Raw genomic sequence first — 23,735 nt, forward strand, 5'->3', positions numbered from 1 at the left:
ATTACAATACATTTTATAACTAAGTAATATTAAAAAACAACTAAAGCTACTTTTTAAAGTAGCTTTAGTTGTTTTTTAATATTACTTTAAGAATAATTATTTACTTGCAAAGAGTTTTACATCTTTTTCTGAAATTTCTTTTTCACCTAAAATAATTAAACGTTCTACCACATTGCGTAATTCACGAATATTACCTGTCCAATCATATTCTTGTAGTAATTTTATAGCCTCTTTAGAAAACTCTTTTTTAGTCATTCCTTGTTCTTCTGATATTTTTACTGAAAAGAAATCTATTAATAATGGAATATCACTTCTGCGGTCGTTTAAAGCAGGCACTTTAATTAAAATAACAGCTAAACGATGGTATAAATCTTCACGAAAACGCCCCTCTGAAATTTCTTTCTTCAAGTCTTTATTTGTTGCAGCAACAATACGTACATTTACCTTTATATCTTTATCTGAACCTACACGTTGTATTTTATTTTCTTGTAAAGCTCTTAATACCTTAGCTTGTGCAGATAAACTCATATCGCCAATTTCATCTAAAAAAATAGTTCCTCCATTTGCTGCTTCAAACTTTCCGGCTCTATCTTTGTTAGCACCTGTAAAAGAACCTTTTACATGTCCGAATAATTCGCTTTCTATTAATTCAGAAGGTATTGCTGCACAATTAACTTCAATCATTGTAGCTTTTACTCTATCTGATTTTTCATGCAACCAATGAGCTACTAATTCTTTTCCTGTTCCGTTTGGTCCAGTAATTAAAACACGTGCATCTGTAGCAGCTACTTTTTCAATAATTTGTTTAATATGTATAATAACATTGCTTTCACCAATCATTTGGTAATTTTTACTTACCTTCTTTTTAAGTCGCTTATTTTCTACAACTAGCTCTTTTTTATCTAAAGCATTACGAACCGTGTTTAACAAATGGTTTAAATCGGGTGGTTTTGATATATAATCAAAGGCTCCTAAACGCATTGTGTTTACGGCTGTATCTATATCTCCATGCCCAGAAATCATTACTATTGGTGTTTCTGGTTTCATTATTTTAGCCTTTTCTAACACTTCAACACCATCCATTTTTGGCATTTTAATATCACATAACACTAAATCATAATCTTCATTTTTAATCATTTCAATTCCAACTAACCCATTTTCAGCCTCCTCTACATGGTAGGTTTCATTTTCTTCTGAAATAATTTTTTTTAAAACTCTACGAATTGCAGCTTCGTCTTCTATGATTAATATTTTTGACATTCTTTTATAATTTTATTTATTAAACACATCAAAAACCAAGCCCTTAAACTTAACTTTTAATAATATGGATATCTCTTTGAGGAAATGGAATTGAAATATTATACTCTCTAAACAATTCGTCAATTTTAAAACGAATTTCACTTTTGGGTATTTGTGCCTGAAAACTATCATTTAAAGTAAAAACCAACTTAAAATCTAACGAACTTTCCCCAAAGTCTTCAAAAATTACTACAGGTTCTGGATGTTTAAATATTTTAGGGTGCTCATTTGCTATTTTTAATAGCAATCTTTTCACTAACTGAACATCACTTCCATAAGCAACGCCTATCTTTATATGCTCACGTGTGGTGGTTCCATTTTGTGTCCAGTTATATAAACTGTTTGATAAATATTTATGATTTGGTATTACTAAAACTTTATTATCTATAGTAACAGCCCTTGTGGTACGTAATTTTATTTCCTCTACCCTACCTACTTTATCATCTAATTCTATAATATCTCCAACATGTACACTTTGATCTAAAATAATAAAAATACCCGATATTATATCTTGAAAAAAAGTTTGTAATGCTAAACCAACACCTATTAATAGTGCTGCTGAAGCTGCAAAAATTGCAGTTACATTTACTCCTAATGAGTTTAAGGTTACTAATAATATAATAATATACAACAACCAACTAGCAAAAGAAAAAACAGTGTTAAATTTATTTTTATCTTCATTTTGAAGTCTTTTTTTTACAAATTTTTCAAAATATTTCAATAAAAAAGAAGCAAAAATTAAGACTAATAGCAACATTAAAATTGCCCTAAGGCTTATACCTACATCTTTATTAAATTGTAGCGTGTAATTAAGTATTTCGTTTAGTTCTTTCATTCCCTTTATCCGTTATACCAAATCCATTTCCATAAATCTCTATAGGTTGGTTTTTTTCCATACATTAAAATTCCTACACGGTAAATTTTCGCAGCCACCCATACAATTACCATAAAAGTAAGTATTAATAATATCATTGATATAGCTATTTCCCACCAAGCAACTCCAAACGGAATACGCATTAGCATTACAATTGGTGAAGTAAATGGAATATATGAAAATATTACCGATACTGGCCCATGAGGATCATTCATTACCGTTGCAAAACCTACATAAACCCCTAAAACTAAAGGCAACATAATAGGCATCATAAACTGTTGTGTATCTGTTTCATTATCTACAGCAGCTCCAACTGCTGCAAATAAAGAGCTATACAACATATAACCACCTAAAAAGTAAAAAATAAACAAAAAAAACATTTTTAGCAATGGTAGTCTAAAAATTTCTTGAACAATCATTTCGGCTTTATCTCCAACTATTTTTTGTATTGACCCCATTTCATTTGAAGAAATTTTTGCTGTTTGCATTTCCATCATATCTACTCCAAAAACAAAAGAAACTATTAAACTAAATATAAAAAGTAAAACTCCCCAAATAAAAAACTGTAATAAACCTGCCGAAGCATTTCCAATAATTTTACCCAACATTAATTGAAAAGGTTTAACAGAAGAAACAATAATTTCTATAATTCTACTCGTTTTTTCTTCAATAACACTTCGCATTACGGAAGTTCCATAAATCATAACAAACATCATCAATAAATAACCTGCTACACCACCTAAAGCTATTTTTAACCCATTTATTAATTTAGATGATTTTTCGCCCGAAAAATTTAACATTTTTATTTCAGAAGTTATTTTAGACGCTTTAATATGTGTTAAATCAATTCCAAATTTAGTTAATTTTTCATTTTGAATTTTTTCATCTATTTTACTCTCTAAACCTCCTATAACCGATATACTTGGTGAGTCTGAAGAAAAAAACTGAATTGAATTTGCTAATATTTCCAAACTATCTTGTTTTGGAATGTATAAAACACCATAATAGTCACCTTGAGCTACCTTTTTTTTCGAAGCCTCTAATCCTAAAGCTGTAAAGTTTTGATAAGTAATCGTTTTTGAATCTTTGAAAATATCTTTTAAAAACAAACCAGACTCATCAACATATACTATTTCTTTAACTTGCTCATCGTTCTTTTTCATTAAGTAAAAAACCAATGCCCCCATAAGTATTACCAGCAAAGGGCTTAAAAAAGTCATCATTATAAATGATTTATTTCTAACCTTAGCAATAAACTCACGCGCTATAATTAATCGTAACTTACTCCTACTCATTTTAATTATTTTTATTTATTGCCTGAATAAAAATATCATTTGCATTTGGTATTAATTCTACAAAATGCTGTACCTCTCCCTTACTAACTAAAAATGACAATAAATCATTTGCCGAATTGGTTTTTGTTAATTTTACATTCATTGTTAAACCTTCGTTTAATAATTTAAAATCTGCAGGTAATACTTCATAATTTTTCTTTAGTACCGCTACTACTTCTTTTGGATTTGCTGTTTGTAAACCTACCTGAAAAGTATTAGTTTTAAACAATCGTTTAATATCATTTAGTTTGCCATCTAAAATTTTATTTGATTTATCAATTAATGCAATTTCATCACACATTTCTTCTACAGATTCCATTCGGTGGGTTGAAAAAATAATTGTAGCTCCTTCATCGCGAAGTTGTAAAATTTCTTTAGCTATTAATTGTGCATTAATAGGGTCAAATCCTGAAAAAGGTTCATCAAAAATTAACAATTTTGGTTGATGTAATACTGTAACTATAAACTGTACTTTTTGAGCCATTCCTTTTGATAATTCTTCAATTTTCTTATCCCACCAAGCAGAAATATCAAACTTATCAAACCAATATTTTAAGCGTTTCTTCGCTTCACTCTTACTCATACCCTTTAACTGAGCTAAATATAAAGCTTGCTCTCCAACTTTCATTGATTTGTATAAGCCTCGCTCTTCAGGTAAATAACCAATATACTCTATATGATGTGGTGCTAATTTTTCACCATCTAAAATTATTTCCCCGCTATCGGGCATCGTTATTTGATTAACAATTCTAATCAAAGATGTTTTACCTGCTCCGTTTGGCCCTAACAAACCAAAAACACTTCCTTTAGAAATAGTAAGTGATACATTATTTAGCGCAGTATAGTTACCGTAACACTTAACTATATTTTTAATTTCTAATAAATTACTCATTAATTTCTTTGTTAATTTAAAGGTTGCCTATCAAAAAATTAGTACTTACAAACTTACATATTTTTAAAATGATTTGTAACAACTTTATAGCAAACGTTACAGTTTAATTTAATGTTAAATTTACTATGCACGCATAACTTTCAATTTAAATACTATGCATGCATAATAAATTTACTTATCTTTGGCTAGACATGGATAAAAATAAATCAATAGATCATCAATTAAGAGCCACATGGCAAGCTGTTGCAAAAATGTATAACGAACAAGCTGCAAAGCATGACAGTACTATGGCAACTGCTTTTGTATTATTGAATATTGATTTTGAAACAGGAACCCCTTCTACCTCATTAGGTCCTTTAATGGGAATGGAACCTACAAGCCTTTCGCGTTTATTAAGAACGATGGAAGATAAAGGTATTATTTGTAGAAAAAAAAACCCGAACGATGGAAGAAGCGTAATTGTAAAACTTACTGATTATGGTAAAGAAATGCGTGAAATTTCAAAAGGACATGTATATCAATTTAATAATGAAGTAAAAAAACACCTTACTAAAGAAGAGTTAAATCTTTTTTTTAAAGTAACAACAACCATAAATAAACTTATTACAGAAAAGATGGTGTATATTGATACCAATAAATAAAGCTGTATAAAACCAAAAAACAAATGACAAGAAGAATTAAAAAAGTAGCAATTATCGGTTCGGGTATTATGGGAAGCGGTATTGCATGTCATTTTGCAAACATTGGCGTTGAAGTCTTATTATTAGACATTGTTCCTAGAGAACTGAACGACAAAGAAAAAGCAAAAGGACTAACGTTAGAAGACAAAGCTGTTCGTAATCGTTTGGTTAATGACGCTTTAACGGCTTCTTTAAAATCGAAACCATCGCCAATTTATTCTCAAAAATTTGCTAGTAGAATTACTACAGGTAATTTAGAAGACGATATTGCAAAAGTTGCCGATGTTGATTGGATTATGGAAGTTGTTGTAGAACGATTAGATATTAAAAAAATCGTTTTTGAAAAACTAGAAAAATACCGTACTCCTGGTACTATTATTTCGTCTAACACTTCAGGTATTCCTATCAAGTTTATGAACGAAGGAAGAAGCGAAGATTTTCAGAAACATTTTGCTGTAACTCACTTTTTTAATCCTCCACGTTATTTAAAGTTATTTGAAGTTGTTCCTGGTCCTAATTGTAAACAAGAAGTCACTGATTTCTTAATGGATTATGGTTCTAAATTTTTAGGAAAAACTTCAGTTTTAGCTAAAGATACTCCTGCTTTTATTGGTAACAGAATTGGAATCTTCGGGATTCAATCTTTATTTCATCAAGTAAAAGAATTAGGTTTAACCGTTGAAGAGGTTGATAAATTAACAGGTCCTGTAATTGGTCGCCCAAAATCGGCAACTTTTAGAACTGTTGATGTTGTTGGTTTAGATACTTTAGTACACGTTGCTAACGGTATTTACGAAAACTGCCCGAACGACGAAGCACACGATTTATTCAAACTACCTAGTTTCATCAATACAATGATGGAAAATAAATGGTTAGGAAGTAAAACAAAACAAGGTTTTTATAAAAAAGTTGTAAACGCTGAAGGGAAAAAAGAAATTTTGACTTTAGATTTAGAAACGATGGAATATCGTTCTAAAAAACGTGCGAAATTTGCAACTTTAGAATTAACAAAAACTATTGATAAACCAATTGACAGATTTAAAGTGTTGGTTGGCGGAAAAGATAAAGCGGGAGAGTTTTACCGTAAAAACTTCGCAGCAATGTTTGCCTATGTTCAAAATAGGATTCCAGAAATTTCTGACGAATTGTATAAAATTGACGATGCCATGAAAGCTGGTTTTGGTTGGGAAAACGGGCCTTTCGAAATTTGGGATGCCGTTGGTATCGAAAAAGGTATCGAATTAATGAAAGCCGAAGGAAACCAACCTGCTACTTGGATTACCGAAATGGTTGCAAATGGGCAAAAATCTTTTTATTCTGTTAAAGAAGGAGCTACCTATTTTTATGATGTTTCTGCAAAAGCACAACTAAAAAAACCAGGGCAAGATTCATTTATCATTTTAGATAATATCAGAAAAACAAAAGAGGTCTTTAAAAATTCTGGCGTTGTTATTGAAGATTTAGGTGATGGTATTTTAAATTGTGAATTTCAATCTAAAATGAACACTATTGGTGGCGATGTTTTAGCAGGATTAAACAAAGCAATTGATTTAGCTGAAAAAGATTTCCAAGGATTAGTTGTTGGTAATCAAGGAGCAAATTTCTCGGTTGGAGCAAATATCGGAATGATATTTATGATGGCTGTTGAACAAGAATATGACGAATTAAATATGGCTATTAAGTATTTTCAAGATACGATGATGCGTATGCGTTATTCTTCAATTCCTACCATTGCTGCGCCTCACGGAATGTCGTTAGGTGGTGGATGTGAATTATCATTACATGCTGATAAAGTTGTTGCCGCTGCTGAAACCTATATGGGATTAGTAGAATTTGGTGTTGGAGTTATCCCTGGTGGTGGTGGTTCTAAAGAAATGGCATTGCGTGCTTCAGATACGTTCCATACAGGAGATGTTCAATTAAACGTATTGCAAGAATATTTCTTAACCATTGGTATGGCAAAAGTAAGTACTTCTGCCTATGAAGCTTTTGATTTAGGCTTATTACAAAAAGGAAAAGATGTTGTTGTAGTAAACAGAGAACGTCAAATTGCACAAGCTAAAAAGCATGCCGTATTAATGGCAGAAGCTGGTTATACACAACCCGTACTTCGTAAAGATGTGTTAGTTTTAGGAAAACAAGCCTTAGGTGCATTTATGGTAGCTACTGATTCTATGCATGCAAGTAGATTTATATCTGAACACGACCAAAAAATCGCTAATAAACTAGCGTATGTAATGGCTGGTGGAGATTTATCAGAGCCAACAAGAGTTTCTGAACAGTATTTATTAAACCTAGAGCGTGAAGCATTTTTAAGTTTAACAACAGAGCGTAAATCATTAGAACGTATTCAGCAAATGTTGAAAACGGGTAAACCTTTACGTAACTAAAAAAAAGAAAAATGAAAACAGCATATATAGTAAAAGGATATAGAACCGCTATTGGAAAATCTAAAAAAGGTGTATTCAGGTTTAAAAGAGCTGATGAATTAGCTGCTGAAACTATTGAATATTTAATGGAGCAGTTACCTGAGTTTGATAAAAAACGTATCGACGATGTTATTGTTGGTAACGCAATGCCTGAAGGTTCGCAAGGTTTAAACATGGCACGTTTAATCTCATTAATGGGATTAAAAATTGATGACGTTCCTGGAGTAACGGTAAACCGTTTTTGTTCATCAGGATTAGAAACTATTAGTATGGCAGTGGCTAAAATTCAATCAGGAATGGCAAATTGTATTATTGCTGGTGGTGCTGAAAGTATGAGTTCTGTACCAATGACTGGTTTTAAACCAGAATTAAATTACGATTTAGTTGCTGACGGTCATGCAGATTATTATTGGGGAATGGGAAATACTGCAGAAGCAGTTGCTGAAAAATATAATATTTCTCGTAAAGATCAAGATGAATTTGCTTTAAACTCACATTTAAAAGCTTTAAGAGCACAAGCAGAAAATCGTTTTCAAGAGCAAATAGTACCTATTGAAGTTGAAGAAACTTATGTAGATGAAAACGGAAAAAAAGCTACAAGAAAATATACAGTAACTAAAGATGAAGGACCTCGTAAAGGTTCAAATATTGCTGGTTTAGAACGTTTACGTCCTGTGTTTGCTACAAACGGAAGCGTAACTGCTGGTAACTCATCACAAACTAGTGATGGTGCTGCCTTTGTAATGGTAATGAGCGAAGAAATGGTAAAGGAATTAAATATCAAACCAATTGCTCGTATGGTAAGTTATGCCGCTGCTGGTGTACCGCCAAGAATTATGGGAATTGGCCCAGTTGCTGCAATTCCAAAAGCATTAAAACAAGCAGGATTAAAACAAGAAGATATTAGCTTAATTGAGCTAAACGAAGCATTTGCTTCACAATCTTTAGCCGTAATTCGTGAATTAGGATTAGATGCAGACATCATAAACGTAAATGGTGGTGCAATTGCATTAGGACATCCGTTAGGTTGTACAGGTGCTAAATTATCTGTTCAATTATTCGATGAAATGCGCAAGCGTAATATGCAAGGAAAATACGGTATGGTAACCATGTGCGTAGGTACAGGACAAGGTGCTGCAGGTATTTTCGAATTCTTAAACTAATAACTAAAAAAAACAAAAAATGGCAGATTTATTAAGAGGAGGTCAATTTCTAGTAAAAGAAACAAAATGTGAAGACGTTTTTACTCCTGAAGATTTTACTGAAGAGCAAAAAATGATGAAAGAAGCGGTTAGTGAATTTAACGACCGTGAAATTATGCCTCATAAAGCTCGTTTTGAAGCAAAAGATTACGCCTTAACCGAAGAGGTAATGCGTAAAGCTGGAGAATTAGGTTTCTTAGGTGTTTCTGTTCCTGAAGCTTACGGCGGATTAGGAATGGGGTTTGTTTCTACCATGCTAACGTGTGATTATATATCAAGCGGAACAGGTTCTTTTAGTACTGCTTTTGGAGCGCATACAGGTATTGGTACAATGCCAATTACTTTGTACGGAACTGAAGCTCAAAAACAAAAATATGTACCAAAATTAGCTTCTGGTGAATGGTTTGGTTCGTACTGTTTAACAGAACCAGGTGCTGGATCTGATGCTAATTCAGGAAAAACAACTGCAACATTATCTGAAGATGGAACGCATTATAAGTTAAACGGACAAAAAATGTGGATTTCAAACGCAGGTTTTTGTAACGTTATGATTGTTTTTGCGCGTATTGAAGATGATAAAAATATTACTGGTTTTATTGTTGAATATGATAAAAACAATGCAAACGGAATTACTTTAGGTGAAGAAGAACATAAATTAGGAATTCGTGCTTCTTCTACTCGTCAAGTATTTTATAATGATACTATTGTTCCTATTGAAAATATGTTATCGGCAAGAGGAAATGGTTTTAAAATTGCCATGAATGCTTTAAATATTGGACGTATTAAATTAGCGGCTGCTTGTTTAGACTCTCAAAGAAGAGTTACAAGTATTGCTATTAATTATGCAAATGAACGTAAGCAATTTAAAACTGCTATTTCTGAGTTTGGTGCTATCAAAATGAAATTAGCAGAAATGGCAACCAATGCATATGTAGGAGAATCTGCATCGTATAGAGCTGCTAAAAATATTGAAGACAGAATTGCTTTACGTGAAGCTGAAGGAAATACACATCAAGAGGCAGAATTAAAAGGTGTTGAAGAATATGCTATTGAATGTTCTATTTTAAAAGTGGCTGTTTCTGAAGATGTACAAGCTTGTGCTGATGAAGGAATCCAAATTTTTGGAGGTATGGGATTCTCTGAAGAAACCCCTATGGAATCGGCTTGGAGAGACGCTCGTATTGCTCGTATTTATGAAGGAACAAACGAAATTAACAGATTACTTTCTGTTGGAATGTTGGTTAAAAAAGCAATGAAGGGTCATGTAGATTTATTAAATCCGGCAATGGCTGTTGGTGAAGAATTATTAGGAATTCCTTCTTTTGATACCCCTGATTATTCTGAATTATTTGCAGAAGAAAAAGAAATGGTAGCTAAATTGAAAAAAGTATTTTTAATGGTTGCAGGAGCTGCTATTCAAAAATTTGGAACAGAATTAGAACAACATCAACAATTGTTAACGGCTGCTTCTAATATTTTAATTGAAACTTATATGGCAGAATCTGCTATTTTAAGGACTGAAAAAAATGCAAAACGTTTTGGAGAAGACTCTCAAAAAGAACAAATAGCTATGTCGCAATTATACTTATACAACGCTGTAGATATTATTATTAAAAATGCCAAAGAAGGTATTGTGTCATTTGCAGAAGGTGATGAGCAACGTATGATGTTAATGGGATTAAAACGTTTTACAAAATATACTAATCAACCAAATGTAATTGGATTACGTAATACAATTGCTGAAAAGTTAAAAGCAGAAAATAAATACTGCTTTTAAAAGAACAGTTCTATAATTTATTATATTTTAGATCGTCAAATTAAGTTTTGGCGATCTTTTTTATTTACTTTACAGCTTCTTATAAATACATTTAATAACTATTAACACAATTTTCTACTTTTAAAAAAATATGCAAATTATAAGTAATTTTGATGCTGGTAATATTATCATAATATCTCAACAAGAAAACAGCGCTCAACTAAATATTCGAAATGACACTAACTCTGATTTTTTTCAGTGGTTTTATTTTAAAATTACCAATATTACTATAGGTGAAAAATATAGTTTTTGTATTGAAAATGCCAGTCATAGTGCTTTTTCTGATGGATGGGATGGCTACAAAACAAATGCTTCTTACAACAATAACAATTGGTTCCGTTTACAAAATACCGAATATAAAAATGGTAAACTTTATTTTAGTATTATACCTACTGAACCCGAAGTTTACTTTGCTTACTTTACTCCTTTTTCTTACAAACAGCATATTGATTTAGTAACAACAGCATCTAAAAGTAATTTATGCTCAACAACTATTTTAGGTAAAACAATCAATAACAAACCTATAGAACTTTTACAGTTTGGAACACCTGGTACCGATAAAAAAAATATTTGGATTATTGCACGTCAACATCCTGGTGAAAGTATGGCTGAGTGGTTTATGAAAGGTATTATAGATTGTTTTATTTCTAAAGATATTTCAGAAGATAGTATTATTGATAAATTATTAAAAAACTGTTGTTTTTATTTGATTACAAATATGAATATTGATGGAAGTATTGCAGGAAACCTAAGAGTAAATACCTTAGGAATAAACTACAATAGAGTTTGGGAAAATCCTAATAAAAATACCGAGCCTGAAGTTTTTTATTGCAAACAAAAAATGCAAGAAACTGGTTTAGATTTTTTATTAGATGTTCATGGTGATGAAGCTATTCCATATAATTTTGTAACTAGTTTACAAGGAATCCCTAGTATTACTGATGAAATTTTATCCGAAGAAATTCGCTTTAAAAATGAATGGATGTCAGTAACTCCTGAATTTCAAGACACTTATAAATATAAAAATAGCTTACCAAATCAAGCTAATTTAGGTGTTTGCTCTAAACAAATTGGCGAACTTTTTAAAACACTATCTTTTACCTTAGAAATGCCTTTTAAAGATAATGACGCTATTCCTGATTTAGAAAAAGGGTGGTCAGCAGAACGTTCGGAAGTTTTAGGTGCTTCTTTTTTAACAGCACTAAATAATTTTTTAAACTAATTTTTAGTTAGTTTATGTTTTGCGTTAGCGATAGAGCGGTTTGTTTGAGCTCTTTTTTGTTTTTTTCAAACAAAAAAAGCGAGTAGCGAAAGCGCGACCCTTTTGGGTAACGCCCTTAATTAATATAAACTCTAAAAAAAGAGCGCCTATAAAAATGTAAGCACTCTTTTTTATTATTAATTTTAAAGCTTATTTTAAAGCACCTAAATAACGCTCAGCATCTAAGGCAGCCATACAACCTGAACCTGCTGCAGTTACTGCTTGACGGTATTCTTTATCTTGAATATCTCCAGCGGCAAAAACACCTGGTAAATTTGTTTTCGTTGATTTTCCTTTAGTTATTAAGTACCCAACCTCATCCATATCTAAAACACCTTTAAATAGATCTGAATTTGGTTTATGCCCTATGGCTATAAAGACACCTGTTACATCAACTTTATTTTTTTCTTTTGTTTGATTATTTACAATACGAACTCCTTCAACAACTTTATCTCCTAAAACTTCCTCAATTTCAGTATTGTATAACACCTCAATATTTGCTGTTTTTTTCACTCGATGTTGCATTGCTTTTGATGCTCTCATGTAATCTTTTCTAACTAATAAAGTAACCTTATTACAAATATTAGCCAGATAGGTTGCTTCTTCGGCAGCAGTATCTCCGGCCCCTACAACAACTACGTCTTGTGCTTTATAAAAAAAACCATCACAAGTAGCACATGCAGAAACACCTCCCCCTATCAAACGTTGCTCACTTTCTAAACCTAAATATTTAGCAGTTGCACCTGTTGATATAATAATTGTTTCTGCTTCTATTTCAGTAGTTTCATCAACAATAACTTTATGAATACCTCCTTTTTTTGTACTTAAATCAACTTTTGTTACCATTCCAAAACGAACTTCAGTACCAAAACGCTCTGCTTGTTTCTGTAAATCATTCATCATTGCAGTTCCGTCTGTACCATTTGCATATCCTGGAAAATTATCAACCTCTGTTGTTGTAGTTAATTGACCTCCCATTTGCATTCCTGTATACATTACAGGTTTCATATCTGCTCTTGCGGCATATATTGCAGCCGTATATCCTGCTGGTCCTGAACCAATAATCAAACATTTTATTTTTTCTGCCATTGTCTAAATTTTTTTTTAAATTACAAATGTAATTTTTTTTAACATCTAATATCTTCTTTTAATATATATTTTGATGATTAATCTATTAAACATTACTATTTATTAAAAAACAAAAAAATATTTTTTTTGTATGATATATATATTTTTTTATATATTTGCACACCGATAATCGTACGGGGTGTAGCGTAGCCCGGTCATCGCGCCTCGTTTGGGACGAGGAGGTCGCAGGTTCGAATCCTGCCACCCCGACTAAATTAATAATCAATTAACATCAAAACCTTGGTAATCGTAAGATTATCGAGGTTTTATGATTTTTAAGCAATCATAAGATTTGGTATTATTTGGTTAAAAAAGTGACCTATTCGGTTACCATTTTATAATAGGTATATAGGTAACCGAATTATTGATTTGACTTTCGTCAGTAAACAAATGTTTAACTAAAGACGAAAGATATGAAAACTTCGACAACGTTTAGTATTCTGTTTTGGCTCAAACTATCAAAAGCTAAAAATGGAAAAGCACCTCTTTATGCACGTATAACAGTAAATGGGAAAAGAGCAGAAATTAGCCTCAAACGAAAAATTAAAATTGAATTTTGGAGCTCTGCCAAAAACAAAGTAAAAGGAACCAACCAAGAGGCTCGAATTATTAACGCATATTTGGACCAGGTATCTTCAGAGCTTCACCAATCCAAAAACGAATTAAAATCCGAAGGTAAGATTACTTCAGCTCAAACCGTTAAGGCTCGTTACCTAAAAGAAGATGAACAAAATTATTCTTTAAATGATATCATAAAATATCATAATGAAGATATGGTTGGAAAACTCAAATGGGGTACTCAAAAAAATTACTTCACAACACAAGGGTACATTGCAGATTTCATTTTTGTAAAATATAAAGTTACAGATATGTATTTAAAGCAATTGGATTATAATTTCATTTTAAAGTTTGAAAAATACTTAAGAAATTTCACACCCACAGACCACCAAAAACCAATGGGTAACAATACTGTAATGAAGCATATTGAACGCTTTAGAAAAATGATTACACTATCTTATAAACTGGAATGGATTGAAAGAGACCCGTTTATAAACTTCAAATCTAAATTTGTAAAAGTAGAAAGAGGCTTTTTAACTGAAATGGAATTGAACGAAATTGAAGAAAAAGATTATTCAATTGAAAGATTACAATTAGTAAAGGATCTATTTGTTTTCGCCTGTTACACCGGCTTGAGTTATATTGATGTAATAAACTTAACAGCAAGTGATATTAATTATGGTATAGATGGCGAGTTGTGGTTAATTATGAAAAGAGAGAAAACAAACAATGCCTTACGAATTCCTATACTACCTAAAGCACTTAATTTAATTAATAAGTATAAAGAAAATCCAAAATCATTAGCAAATGCTACTGTATTTCCAAAAATGTCAAACCAAAAATTAAATGCTTATTTAAAAGAAATAGCAGATTTATGCAGAATAGAAAAGAATCTAACATTTCATCTGGCACGACATACATTTGCTACAACAGTAACTTTAAGTAATGGCGTACCTATTGAAACAGTATCTAAACTTTTAGGTCATTCTCGCATTTCAACAACACAAATTTATGCTAAAGTGATTGAACGTAAGGTAAGTGATGATATGAAAACATTAAGAGCAAAATTTGAGAAAGGTGTAAAAACAACCAAAAACCAATCAAGTTTTATTTAAAGCAAAGTTAAAATCTATTCAAATTGAATTAAATTTTATACCTTTGTTTTCAATATGAAACAAGTATTCCATAAAATAATGTCACTTTTAATGGCTTTTGTAGTGTTATTTTCTACAATGTCATTTACTGTAGATATGCACTATTGTGGAGATACTTTAATGGATACAGCTATATTCCATAAAGCAGAAACCTGTGGAATGGAAATGGAAAACCCATTAACTGATGGGTGTTCTATAACAAAAAAGAATTGTTGTAGTGATGAACAATTAGCTGTTGATGGTCAAAATGAATTACAACTTCAAGTTGATAAAATTACTTTTGAGCAGCAGGTATTTATTGCTTCTTTCGTATATACTTACATTAACCTTTTTGAAGGGTTAGATAATAACGTATCTTCTTTCGAAGAATACGAACCACCACTTGTCGTCAAGCAAATCTTCAAGATTGACGAGACTTATTTAATTTGATTTTTAAACATTAGACTGTTTTATCCTATGGCTGTATGTCATAAGGATGATTTTTTGTATTCGGTGTTTTCTTAACACCTATGTCTAACTGTTTAATAATCAAAGACAATGCTAAATAAAAGCATCAAATTTTTAATAGAAAATAAACTCGTAGCAGTATTATTACTTGTTCTCTTTATAGGCTGGGGAACGGTAAATGCACCATTTAATTGGGAAACAGGATTTTTACCAAGTAACCCTGTAGCTGTAGACGCTATTCCCGATATTGGAGAGAACCAACAAATAGTATTTACTAAATGGGATGGTCGTTCACCACAAGATATAGAAGACCAAATAACCTATCCATTAACAACATCTTTACTCGGTATTCCAGGAGTAAAAACCATTCGTAGTTCGTCTATGTTTGGCTTTTCAAGTATCTATATCATTTTTGAAGAAGATATTGAGTTTTACTGGAGTCGTAGTAGAATATTAGAAAAACTCAACTCGTTACCAAGCGGATTATTACCCGAAGGTGTTAATCCTGCTTTGGGTCCAGATGCCACAGGATTAGGGCAAATTTTTTGGTACACATTAGAAGGTCGTGATGAAAACGGAAATGTAACAGGTGGTTGGGATTTACAAGAATTACGAAGTATTCAAGACTACTATGTTAAATATGCACTATCGTCTGCAAGTGGCGTATCAGAAGTAGCATCAATTGGTGGTTATGTACAAGAATACCAAGTAGATGTTAATCCGGAATTAATGCGTCAATATAATATTGGTTTACATCATATTGTAAAAGCAGTAAAAGAAAGTAATAAAGATATTGGTGCACAAACTTTAGAAATTAATCAAGCCGAATATTTAGTTAGAGGTTTAGGTTATGTAAAATCTATTGCCGACATAGAAAATGCAGTAGTTACTTCCGAAGATTACACAGCGATTAAAATTAAAGACATAGGAAAAGTGTCTTTAGGTCCTGCAACTCGAAGAGGATTACTGGACAAGGAAGGTGCAGAAGTTGCTGGTGCTGTGGTAGTAGCGAGATATGGTGCTAATCCAATGGAAGTTATCAATAACGTTAAAGAAAAAATTAACGAATTAAGCGCAGGACTACCTTCAAAAGTATTAGCAGATGGCAGAACTTCACAAGTAACTATTGTTCCTTTTTATGACAGAACAGAACTCATTCAGGAAACTTTAGGTACACTTAATGAAGCCCTAACATTAGAAATACTAATTACCATTTTAGTTATAATCATTATGGTATTTAATCTTCGAGCTTCTGTATTGATTTCTGGCTTACTACCAGTTGCTGTATTAATGGTTTTTATAGCAATGAAACTCTTTGGTGTAGATGCTAATATTGTGGCTTTGTCAGGTATCGCTATTGCTATTGGTACAATGGTAGATGTAGGTGTAATACTTTCAGAAAATATCATTAGGCATTTAGATGAAAACAAAGATAAACTACCTATAAATAATGTGGTTTACAACGCAACAGCAGAAGTATCTGGAGCAATTGTAACAGCAGTTATGACAACCATTATAAGTTTTATTCCTGTATTTACAATGATTGGAGCTGAAGGAAAATTATTCAGACCATTAGCCTTTACTAAAACATTTGCTTTAACAGCTTCAATTATTGTAGCGTTGTTTTTAATTCCACCCTTTGCTGCATTTTTATTTAAAAAGAAAAGCATTAAAACCAATTTCAAATATGTTTTAAATGGGGTTTTAATAGCATTAGGAATTATTGCCATAGTCTATGGTTATTGGTTAGGTTTAATCTTGGTAGCTTTTGGCGTTACTGCACTATTAAGTGTTCAAAAAATGATAAGCGAAAAACAAGCAAATCTTATTAATATTATCATTTCTGTATCTGCTATTGTGTTTTTATTAGCTGAATATTGGAGACCTTTAGGTGTAGATAAAAGTATCTTTTGGAATCTCATTTTTGTAAGTATTATTTGCTTTGGTTTATTAGGTGTTTTCTCATTATTCATAAGGTATTATACACGTATTTTAAAATGGTGTTTGAACAATAAACTAATATTCTTATCCATACCAACAGCTATTGTAATAGCAGGATTTTTCATAATGAAAAATACAGGCAAAGAATTTATGCCATCTTTAAATGAAGGTTCTTTTTTATTAATGCCAACTTCAATGCCACATTCTGGAGTCGAAGAAAACAAGCGTGTTTTACAACAGTTAGATATGGCTGTAGCAAGTATTCCAGAGATAAAAACCGTAGTTGGTAAAGCAGGTCGTACAGAATCAGCTTTAGATCCAGCGCCTTTGTCTATGTATGAAAATATTATTCAGTATAAATCAGAATATATGCTGAATAAAAACGGAAAGCGTCAACGTTACAAAGTAAATAATGATGGTTTATTTGAATTAAAAGATGGACGTTTCATCGCTAATCCTAATAATACAAAAAATGTCACTTTGAGCGCTGTAGAAAGGGCGCAATTAATAGAAGATAATGATGGCGAATTTTATCGAAATTGGCGACCAGAAATAAAATCACCAGACGATATTTGGAATGACATTGTAAAAGTAACCAAGTTACCAGGCGTTACTTCTGCACCTAAACTACAACCTATTGAAACACGATTGGTAATGCTGCAAACAGGTATGCGTGCACCAATGGGAATAAAAGTTAAAGGTCAAGATTTAAAACAAATTGAAGCCTTTGGTGTACAGTTAGAAGGAATTTTAAAACAAGCTGATGGTGTAAAAGATGAAGCTGTTTTTGCAGACCGTATTGTTGGGAAACCTTATTTACTTATTGATATTGATAGGGAAAAAATTGCACGTTATGGTATATCTATACAAGATGTACAAGAGGTGCTAAAAGTAGCTGTTGGTGGTATGGTTTTAACCCAAACTGTTGAAGGTAGGGAGCGTTATGGAGTACGTGTTAGATACCCAAGAGAATTAAGAGCTAATCCAACCGATTTAAAGCAAATCTATGTGCCAGTTGAAAAAGGCAGTCCAGTACCATTAAGCGAATTGGCAACCATTAGATATGAACAAGGGCCACAAGTTATTAAGAGTGAGGATACTTTTTTAGTAGGCTATGTATTATTCGATAAAATGGATGGCTTTGCAGAAGTAAATGTTGTTGAAAATGCACAAGCTTTAATTCAGCAAAAAATAGATTCAGGCGAATTGGTAGTACCAAAAGGGGTTAATTATCAATTTACAGGAAGCTATGAAAATCAAATAAGAGCAGAAAAAACTTTATCGGTTGTAGTGCCTTTGGCATTGGCTATTATTTTCTTAATACTCTATTTTCAATTCCGTTCAGTAGGTACATCATTAATGGTATTTACTGGTATTGCAGTTGCTTTTGCAGGTGGTTTTTTAATGATCTGGTTATATGGTCAAGATTGGTTTTTAAACTTCAACTTTTTTGGCGAAAATCTGCGTGATTTATTTCAGATGCATCCAATTAATTTGAGTGTGGCTGTTTGGGTAGGCTTTATTGCTCTTTTTGGAATAGCAACAGATGATGGTGTAGTTATGGCAACATATTTAACTCAAATATTTGAAAGGAATACACCAAAAAACAAAAAGCAAATCAGAGCAGCTGTTGTTGAAGCAGGAGAAAAACGTATTAGACCGTGTTTAATGACTACTGCTACAACCATATTGGCATTATTACCAGTATTAACCTCAACAGGTCGTGGTAGTGATATTATGATTCCTATGGCAATACCAAGTTTTGGAGGTATGCTAATTGCCTTAATCACCTTATTTGTAGTACCAGTTTTATACAGCTGGAAAGCAGAAGCTCAACTAAAAAGAACATCAAAATGAAACATATAAAAACAGTCTTTTTTCTTTTTTCTTTTCTCTTTGTTCTCAAAGGAAATGCACAAGAATTACAAACTTTAATCGATGAAGCTTTGGTAAACAATCCAGAGATTCAAAAATTCGAGTTACAGTACAAGAGAGTTTCAGAAAAAGTAAATGAAGTTAATACCATTCCAAATACCGAATTTGGAGTAGGTTATTTTGTAAGTGAGCCAGAAACAAGAACTGGAGCGCAACGCTTTAAAGTTTCTGCAAAACAAATGTTACCTTGGTTTGGCTCAATAACAGCAAGAGAAAATTATGTAAGTTCTTTAGCTGAAACTAAATATGAAGATATTGTAATTGCCAAACGTAAATTAATGGTTTCGGTATCACAATCGTATTACAGGTTATATACTAATAAAGCAAAACAAAAAGTATTAACTAACAATATCGAACTCTTAAAAACTTACGAAACAATGGCTTTAACTTCTATCGAAGTTGGCAAAGCTTCAGCAGTAGATGTGTTACGATTACAGATGCGTCAAAATGAATTACAACAATTAAAAGAAGTGTTGCAACAACAATTTTTAGCAGAACAAACAACTTTAAATAAACTTTTAAATAGAGAAAAAGAGGTTTCTATAGTTGTTGTTGATAAATTAAATATGCCTTCTGAAGATTTTGAAATCACTTTTGAAAATTTAGCATTGCATCCTGAACTATTAAAATATGATAAACTCTTTAAATCCATTGAACAATCAGAATTATTAAACCAAAAAGAAAGCAGTCCTATGATTGGTTTTGGATTAGATTATATCAATGTGGCGAAACGTCCAAATATGGACTTTAGCGATAATGGAAAAGATATTGTAATGCCAATGGTGTCTTTATCAATACCAATATTTAATAAAAAATATAAATCGAAAACAAAGCAAAACGAGTTACAACAGCAGGAAATTACTACACAAAAACAAGAACGCTTAAATACTTTGGAAACGCTTTTAGATAAAGCAATAAAAGAAAGAGTGTCTGCAAGAATAAGTTATAAAACTCAAATCAAAAATTTGAAGCAAGCTAATGATGCAGAGCAAATATTAATCAAAAGTTACGAAACAGGAACAATTGATTTTAATAATGTTTTAGACATTCAAGAACTGCAATTAAAGTTTCAAATGAATCAAATAGAATCGATTAAAACTTATTATTTACAAACCACAATCATCAATTATTTAAGCAACTAAAAAAAAGTATAATTTAAAACAATAAAAATGAAATATTTAAAAACAATAGTAGCAATTTTAGTAATCTCTTTAATAAATCTTACAATAATTTCTTGTAAAGATGCAAAAAAGGAGAATACTCAAGACTGCATAGTTCATTCAGAAATGAACCATAACAAAATGGATAAATCCAATAATATGATGGATGAGAATTCACAGAATTCAGGTGTTCAAAAAGTGTTAGCAGACTATATGATACTTAAAGATGCTTTAGTAGAAACCGACAAAAACAAAGCTGCTAAAGCTGGCGATAAATTGAACAATACTTTGAGCAAATTTGATATAAGTGGTTTTACTGTTGAACAGCAAAAAGAACTTAAAGATATTATTACAGATGCCAAAGAACACGCAGAACATATTGGTAGAAGTGAAATAGATCACCAAAGAGAACATTTTAAAACATTGAGTAAGGATATTATGGATATTGTTGCAATTACCGGTACTAAAAATACTTTATATCAACAATTTTGTCCAATGTATGATGGTGGTAGCGCTTGGTTAAGTTTGAATAAGGAAATTAAAAATCCTTATTACGGTAGTAAAATGCTGAAATGTGGTAAAGTGCAAAAAGAGATTAACTAAATGAAAATTGTAAAAATCATAGCATTGGTTTTAGTGGTGTGTTTTGTAGGCATACAGTTTATGCCTACAGAACTAAACCAAAGTAACCTTGTACCAAAAACAGATTTTTTATTGGTAAATAATACACCTAAAAATATCAGTACATTATTGCAAACGTCCTGTTATGATTGTCACAGTAATAATACAAGCTATCCTTGGTATAATAAAATTCAACCCATTGCTTGGTTTCTCGAAAACCATATTGCTGATGGAAAAGAAGAACTGAATTTTAATAACTGGGACACGTATTCAACCAGAAGAACGAATAGCAAATTAAAGTCAATTATTAATCAGATTAAGAACAATGAAATGCCACTTTCATCTTACACCTTAATTCATAAAAACGCAAAATTATCAACATCTGAAAAGACATTGGTTATTGATTATATAAAGAAACTAAAAGGCAATTTAAAATAAAGCCCTGATGTGGGAAGGAAATACTAATTAATTGGTTAATAGCCCTTCCCTTGTCAGGCACAAAAATAAAATAATGAAACACACATATCATATACACGGAATGACTTGCAACGGTTGTCGCAGTCACGTAGAAGAAACACTTTCAAAAGTTGATGATGTTTCAAACGTAAAAGTCAATTTAGAAAAATCAGAAGCTATTATTGAAATGCAATCACATATTTCAATTGAAATATTTCAAAAAGCATTAAAAGATGATGGTGGTCGATATAGTATTCATAAACAAGGTAAACACCAACCTAATAAAGAAAAAAAGCAGGAACAACCTAAAGGCAAAGGAACAGGTACATTTTATTGTCCTATGCACTGCGAAGAAGACAAAACATATAATAAAGCAGGTGATTGTCCTGTTTGTGGAATGGACTTGGTGGAAGAAAGAAGTTTAACTACAACAAGTAGCCAATTTACGTGTCCAATGCACCCAGAAATAATTAAAGACGAAGCAGGTTCTTGTCCTGTTTGTGGGATGGATTTAGTGCCATTAGAAGCGGATATTTCAGAAGAAGACAAAACCTATAAAAAATTGTTGAAAAAGTTTTGGATAGCTGTAATTTTTACTGTGCCAATATTTTTAATAGCAATGTCAGAAGCATTAGATAATAATCCTTTATATAATGTTTTAGAACAAAAACAATGGAACTGGATTCAGTTTGCATTATCAATCCCTGTAGTGTTTTATGCAACTTGGATGTTCTTTAAACGTGCTTACACATCAATAAAAACAATGAACCTGAATATGTTTACTTTAATTGGTATTGGTTCGGGTATCGCGTGGTTATTTAGTGTATTTGCAATGGTATTTCCAGATGTATTTCCACAAGATTTTAAAACAGCCGATGGTAATGTATTTGTTTATTTTGAAGCTACAACGGTAATTTTAACATTAGTATTATTAGGTCAATTATTAGAAGCAAGAGCACATAGTCAAACAAGTGGCGCAATAAAAGAATTACTAAAATTAGTGCCTTCAACAGCAACATTGGTTACTAATGGAGAAGATAAAGTTATTGCAATCGATAAAATTGAAAAAGACAATTTATTACGAGTTAAGCCTGGAGAAAAAATTCCAGTAGATGGTAGTATTGTAGAAGGTCATAGTAGCATTGATGAATCTATGATTACTGGAGAACCAATTCCTGTAGATAAGAGCATAGACGATAAAGTAAGTTCTGGCACAATTAACGGTACAAAGTCATTTATTATGAAAGCTGAAAAGGTAGGTTCCGAAACCTTACTTTCTCAAATTATTCATATGGTAAATAATGCAAGTCGTTCAAAAGCACCTATTCAAAAATTAGCAGATAGAATATCTAAATACTTTGTTCCAATTGTATTAGTTGTTGCAGTAATAACATTTATAGTTTGGGCTATTTTTGGTCCAGAACCTGCTTATGTTTTTGCCTTTGTAAATGCAATTGCTGTATTAATTATTGCTTGTCCTTGTGCATTAGGTTTGGCAACACCAATGTCTGTTATGGTTGGTGTTGGTAGAGGTGCACAATCTGGTGTATTAATTAAAAATGCTGAAGCATTAGAAAAAATGAATAAGGTAGATACGCTTATTGTAGATAAAACAGGTACGATTACTGAAGGAAAACCATCAGTTGAAAAAGTAATCTCAATTAATAATTTAAAAGAAGAAAAGCTACTTCATTTCATTGCTTCCTTAAATCAATATAGCGAACATCCTTTAGCAGAAGCTATTGTAAACTATGGTAAATCTAAAAATACTGTAATTACAAAAGTAAACGATTTTCAAGCTGTAGCAGGAAAAGGTGTTATAGGTACTGTTGAAAACAAAAAAGTTGCTTTAGGTAATGCAAAGTTATTAGAGCAGTTTGCCATAACTATTTCTAAAAATTTAGAAACTAATGTGGTTGCAGAACAAGAACAAGGTAAAACAGTATCGTATATAGCAGTAGATAATGAAGCTGTTGGATATGTAACTATTTTCGATGCCATTAAAACCACAAGTCAAAATGCTATTAAACAACTACAAGATAATGGTGTTGAGGTAATAATGCTCACTGGTGATAATAAAAATACTGCAAAATCGGTAGCAGAACAATTAAACCTTAAACACTATAAAGCAGAATGTCTTCCTGAAGATAAATTGAATGAAATTGATAAACTTCAACAAAAAGGAAGTGTTGTAGCAATGGCAGGTGATGGTATTAACGATGCGCCAGCTTTAGCACAGTCGGATGTTGGTATTGCAATGGGTACAGGTACAGATGTAGCTATTGAAAGCGCTTCAATTACGTTAGTAAAAGGAGATTTACAAGGTATTGTAAAAGCTAAAAAATTAAGTCACGCTGTTGTTAAAAACATAAAACAGAATCTCTTTTTTGCTTTTATATACAATGTATTGGGTGTACCCATTGCAGCAGGTGTTTTATACCCAATATTCGGGTTGTTACTCTCACCAATGATTGCAGCTTTAGCAATGAGTTTTAGTTCAGTATCAGTAATTGCAAACGCATTAAGATTAAGAAATATTAAAATATAG

17 protein-coding genes and 1 tRNA gene are annotated in these 23,735 nt (G+C 31.7%); 13 read left to right on the forward strand and 5 right to left on the reverse strand.

All coding sequences use genetic code 11. The features are described from left to right. Window positions 1-96: 96 nt before the first annotated feature. From ACN5J4_RS04395 to ACN5J4_RS04410, 4 genes are read right to left on the reverse strand one after another with little or no spacing between them, the layout of a single operon-like run. Window positions 97-1,260 carry a sigma-54-dependent transcriptional regulator gene (locus ACN5J4_RS04395; protein WP_418650936.1) on the reverse strand — a complete coding sequence of 388 codons (1,164 nt, stop codon included), beginning with the start codon at window positions 1,258-1,260 and terminating at the stop codon, window positions 97-99. A 49-nt stretch (window positions 1,261-1,309) separates the two neighbouring features. Beyond that, the gene (locus tag ACN5J4_RS04400) at window positions 1,310-2,134 is read right to left on the reverse strand and encodes a mechanosensitive ion channel family protein (protein WP_418650937.1); all 825 of its coding nucleotides are present in this window, start codon (window positions 2,132-2,134) and stop codon (window positions 1,310-1,312) included. 5 nt (window positions 2,135-2,139) lie between these two features. Continuing rightward, complete coding sequence (locus tag ACN5J4_RS04405) at window positions 2,140-3,468, reverse strand: ABC transporter permease (protein ID WP_418650938.1); 1,329 nt, start codon at window positions 3,466-3,468, stop codon at window positions 2,140-2,142. 1 nt (window position 3,469) lies between these two features. Next, window positions 3,470-4,399, reverse strand: coding sequence for an ABC transporter ATP-binding protein (locus tag ACN5J4_RS04410; protein WP_418650939.1), 930 nt, complete (start codon window positions 4,397-4,399; stop codon window positions 3,470-3,472). Window positions 4,400-4,590: 191 nt separating this feature from the next. On the opposite strand from ACN5J4_RS04410, the gene ACN5J4_RS04415 reads away from it, so the two are divergent. The 5 genes from ACN5J4_RS04415 to ACN5J4_RS04435 all read left to right on the forward strand — a co-directional run bounded on the left by ACN5J4_RS04415 (window position 4,591) and on the right by ACN5J4_RS04435 (window position 11,748). Next, the gene (locus ACN5J4_RS04415; protein WP_418651134.1) at window positions 4,591-5,040 is read left to right on the forward strand and encodes a MarR family winged helix-turn-helix transcriptional regulator; all 450 of its coding nucleotides are present in this window, start codon (window positions 4,591-4,593) and stop codon (window positions 5,038-5,040) included. Window positions 5,041-5,063: 23 nt separating this feature from the next. Beyond that, window positions 5,064-7,469, forward strand: a complete 2,406-nt coding sequence (locus tag ACN5J4_RS04420) for a 3-hydroxyacyl-CoA dehydrogenase NAD-binding domain-containing protein (protein ID WP_418650940.1) — start codon at window positions 5,064-5,066, stop codon at window positions 7,467-7,469. A gap of 11 nt (window positions 7,470-7,480) precedes the next feature. Further along, window positions 7,481-8,671: an acetyl-CoA C-acyltransferase gene (locus ACN5J4_RS04425; RefSeq protein WP_418650941.1), complete on the forward strand. Its 1,191-nt coding sequence runs from the start codon at window positions 7,481-7,483 to the stop codon at window positions 8,669-8,671. 19 nt (window positions 8,672-8,690) lie between these two features. Then, the gene (locus ACN5J4_RS04430; protein WP_418650942.1) at window positions 8,691-10,487 is read left to right on the forward strand and encodes an acyl-CoA dehydrogenase family protein; all 1,797 of its coding nucleotides are present in this window, start codon (window positions 8,691-8,693) and stop codon (window positions 10,485-10,487) included. 130 nt (window positions 10,488-10,617) lie between these two features. Then, a complete protein-coding gene (locus ACN5J4_RS04435) occupies window positions 10,618-11,748 on the forward strand; it encodes a M14 family metallopeptidase (RefSeq protein WP_418650943.1) in 1,131 nt (376 codons plus the stop codon). Window positions 11,749-11,937: 189 nt separating this feature from the next. On the opposite strand, the gene trxB is transcribed toward ACN5J4_RS04435, so the two are convergent. Then, window positions 11,938-12,876, reverse strand: coding sequence for a thioredoxin-disulfide reductase (trxB, locus tag ACN5J4_RS04440; RefSeq protein ID WP_418650944.1), 939 nt, complete (start codon window positions 12,874-12,876; stop codon window positions 11,938-11,940). Window positions 12,877-13,050: 174 nt separating this feature from the next. Here trxB and ACN5J4_RS04445 point away from each other — a divergent pair. The 8 genes from ACN5J4_RS04445 to ACN5J4_RS04480 all read left to right on the forward strand — a co-directional run bounded on the left by ACN5J4_RS04445 (window position 13,051) and on the right by ACN5J4_RS04480 (window position 23,735). Next, a tRNA-Pro gene (locus ACN5J4_RS04445) sits at window positions 13,051-13,125 on the forward strand. 203 nt (window positions 13,126-13,328) lie between these two features. Continuing rightward, entirely contained in the window at window positions 13,329-14,588 is a 1,260-nt protein-coding gene (locus ACN5J4_RS04450) for a site-specific integrase (protein ID WP_240562000.1), read from the forward strand. A gap of 54 nt (window positions 14,589-14,642) precedes the next feature. Further along, window positions 14,643-15,056 (forward strand): HYC_CC_PP family protein, encoded by a 414-nt coding sequence (locus ACN5J4_RS04455; protein ID WP_068704607.1) that lies wholly within the window; start codon window positions 14,643-14,645, stop codon window positions 15,054-15,056. A 108-nt stretch (window positions 15,057-15,164) separates the two neighbouring features. After that, the gene (locus ACN5J4_RS04460; RefSeq protein ID WP_418650945.1) at window positions 15,165-18,872 is read left to right on the forward strand and encodes an efflux RND transporter permease subunit; all 3,708 of its coding nucleotides are present in this window, start codon (window positions 15,165-15,167) and stop codon (window positions 18,870-18,872) included. Beyond that, the gene (locus ACN5J4_RS04465) at window positions 18,869-20,092 is read left to right on the forward strand and encodes a TolC family protein (protein WP_418650946.1); all 1,224 of its coding nucleotides are present in this window, start codon (window positions 18,869-18,871) and stop codon (window positions 20,090-20,092) included. Before ACN5J4_RS04460 ends, ACN5J4_RS04465 begins: the two co-directional genes overlap by 4 nt. Before the next feature lie 27 nt (window positions 20,093-20,119). Beyond that, window positions 20,120-20,713, forward strand: a complete 594-nt coding sequence (locus ACN5J4_RS04470) for a DUF3347 domain-containing protein (RefSeq protein WP_418650947.1) — start codon at window positions 20,120-20,122, stop codon at window positions 20,711-20,713. Beyond that, complete coding sequence (locus ACN5J4_RS04475) at window positions 20,714-21,169, forward strand: heme-binding domain-containing protein (protein ID WP_240561998.1); 456 nt, start codon at window positions 20,714-20,716, stop codon at window positions 21,167-21,169. Between the two features lie 73 nt (window positions 21,170-21,242). Beyond that, on the forward strand, window positions 21,243-23,735 hold the full coding sequence (locus ACN5J4_RS04480; protein ID WP_215968330.1) for a heavy metal translocating P-type ATPase: 2,493 nt from the start codon (window positions 21,243-21,245) through the stop codon (window positions 23,733-23,735).

Source organism: Tenacibaculum aestuariivivum (assembly GCF_964507685.1).
Lineage (GTDB): Bacteria > Bacteroidota > Bacteroidia > Flavobacteriales > Flavobacteriaceae > Polaribacter > Polaribacter aestuariivivum.

Coding starts and splice junctions, on each gene's coding strand:
- ACN5J4_RS04395 (WP_418650936.1), bottom strand. CDS start 1,260: ATGTCAAAAATATTAATCATAGAAGACGAAGCTGCAATTCGTAGAGTT.
- ACN5J4_RS04400 (WP_418650937.1), bottom strand. CDS start 2,134: ATGAAAGAACTAAACGAAATACTTAATTACACGCTACAATTTAATAAA.
- ACN5J4_RS04405 (WP_418650938.1), bottom strand. CDS start 3,468: ATGAGTAGGAGTAAGTTACGATTAATTATAGCGCGTGAGTTTATTGCT.
- ACN5J4_RS04410 (WP_418650939.1), bottom strand. CDS start 4,399: ATGAGTAATTTATTAGAAATTAAAAATATAGTTAAGTGTTACGGTAAC.
- ACN5J4_RS04415 (WP_418651134.1), top strand. CDS start 4,591: ATGGATAAAAATAAATCAATAGATCATCAATTAAGAGCCACATGGCAA.
- ACN5J4_RS04420 (WP_418650940.1), top strand. CDS start 5,064: ATGACAAGAAGAATTAAAAAAGTAGCAATTATCGGTTCGGGTATTATG.
- ACN5J4_RS04425 (WP_418650941.1), top strand. CDS start 7,481: ATGAAAACAGCATATATAGTAAAAGGATATAGAACCGCTATTGGAAAA.
- ACN5J4_RS04430 (WP_418650942.1), top strand. CDS start 8,691: ATGGCAGATTTATTAAGAGGAGGTCAATTTCTAGTAAAAGAAACAAAA.
- ACN5J4_RS04435 (WP_418650943.1), top strand. CDS start 10,618: ATGCAAATTATAAGTAATTTTGATGCTGGTAATATTATCATAATATCT.
- trxB (WP_418650944.1), bottom strand. CDS start 12,876: ATGGCAGAAAAAATAAAATGTTTGATTATTGGTTCAGGACCAGCAGGA.
- ACN5J4_RS04450 (WP_240562000.1), top strand. CDS start 13,329: ATGAAAACTTCGACAACGTTTAGTATTCTGTTTTGGCTCAAACTATCA.
- ACN5J4_RS04455 (WP_068704607.1), top strand. CDS start 14,643: ATGAAACAAGTATTCCATAAAATAATGTCACTTTTAATGGCTTTTGTA.
- ACN5J4_RS04460 (WP_418650945.1), top strand. CDS start 15,165: ATGCTAAATAAAAGCATCAAATTTTTAATAGAAAATAAACTCGTAGCA.
- ACN5J4_RS04465 (WP_418650946.1), top strand. CDS start 18,869: ATGAAACATATAAAAACAGTCTTTTTTCTTTTTTCTTTTCTCTTTGTT.
- ACN5J4_RS04470 (WP_418650947.1), top strand. CDS start 20,120: ATGAAATATTTAAAAACAATAGTAGCAATTTTAGTAATCTCTTTAATA.
- ACN5J4_RS04475 (WP_240561998.1), top strand. CDS start 20,714: ATGAAAATTGTAAAAATCATAGCATTGGTTTTAGTGGTGTGTTTTGTA.
- ACN5J4_RS04480 (WP_215968330.1), top strand. CDS start 21,243: ATGAAACACACATATCATATACACGGAATGACTTGCAACGGTTGTCGC.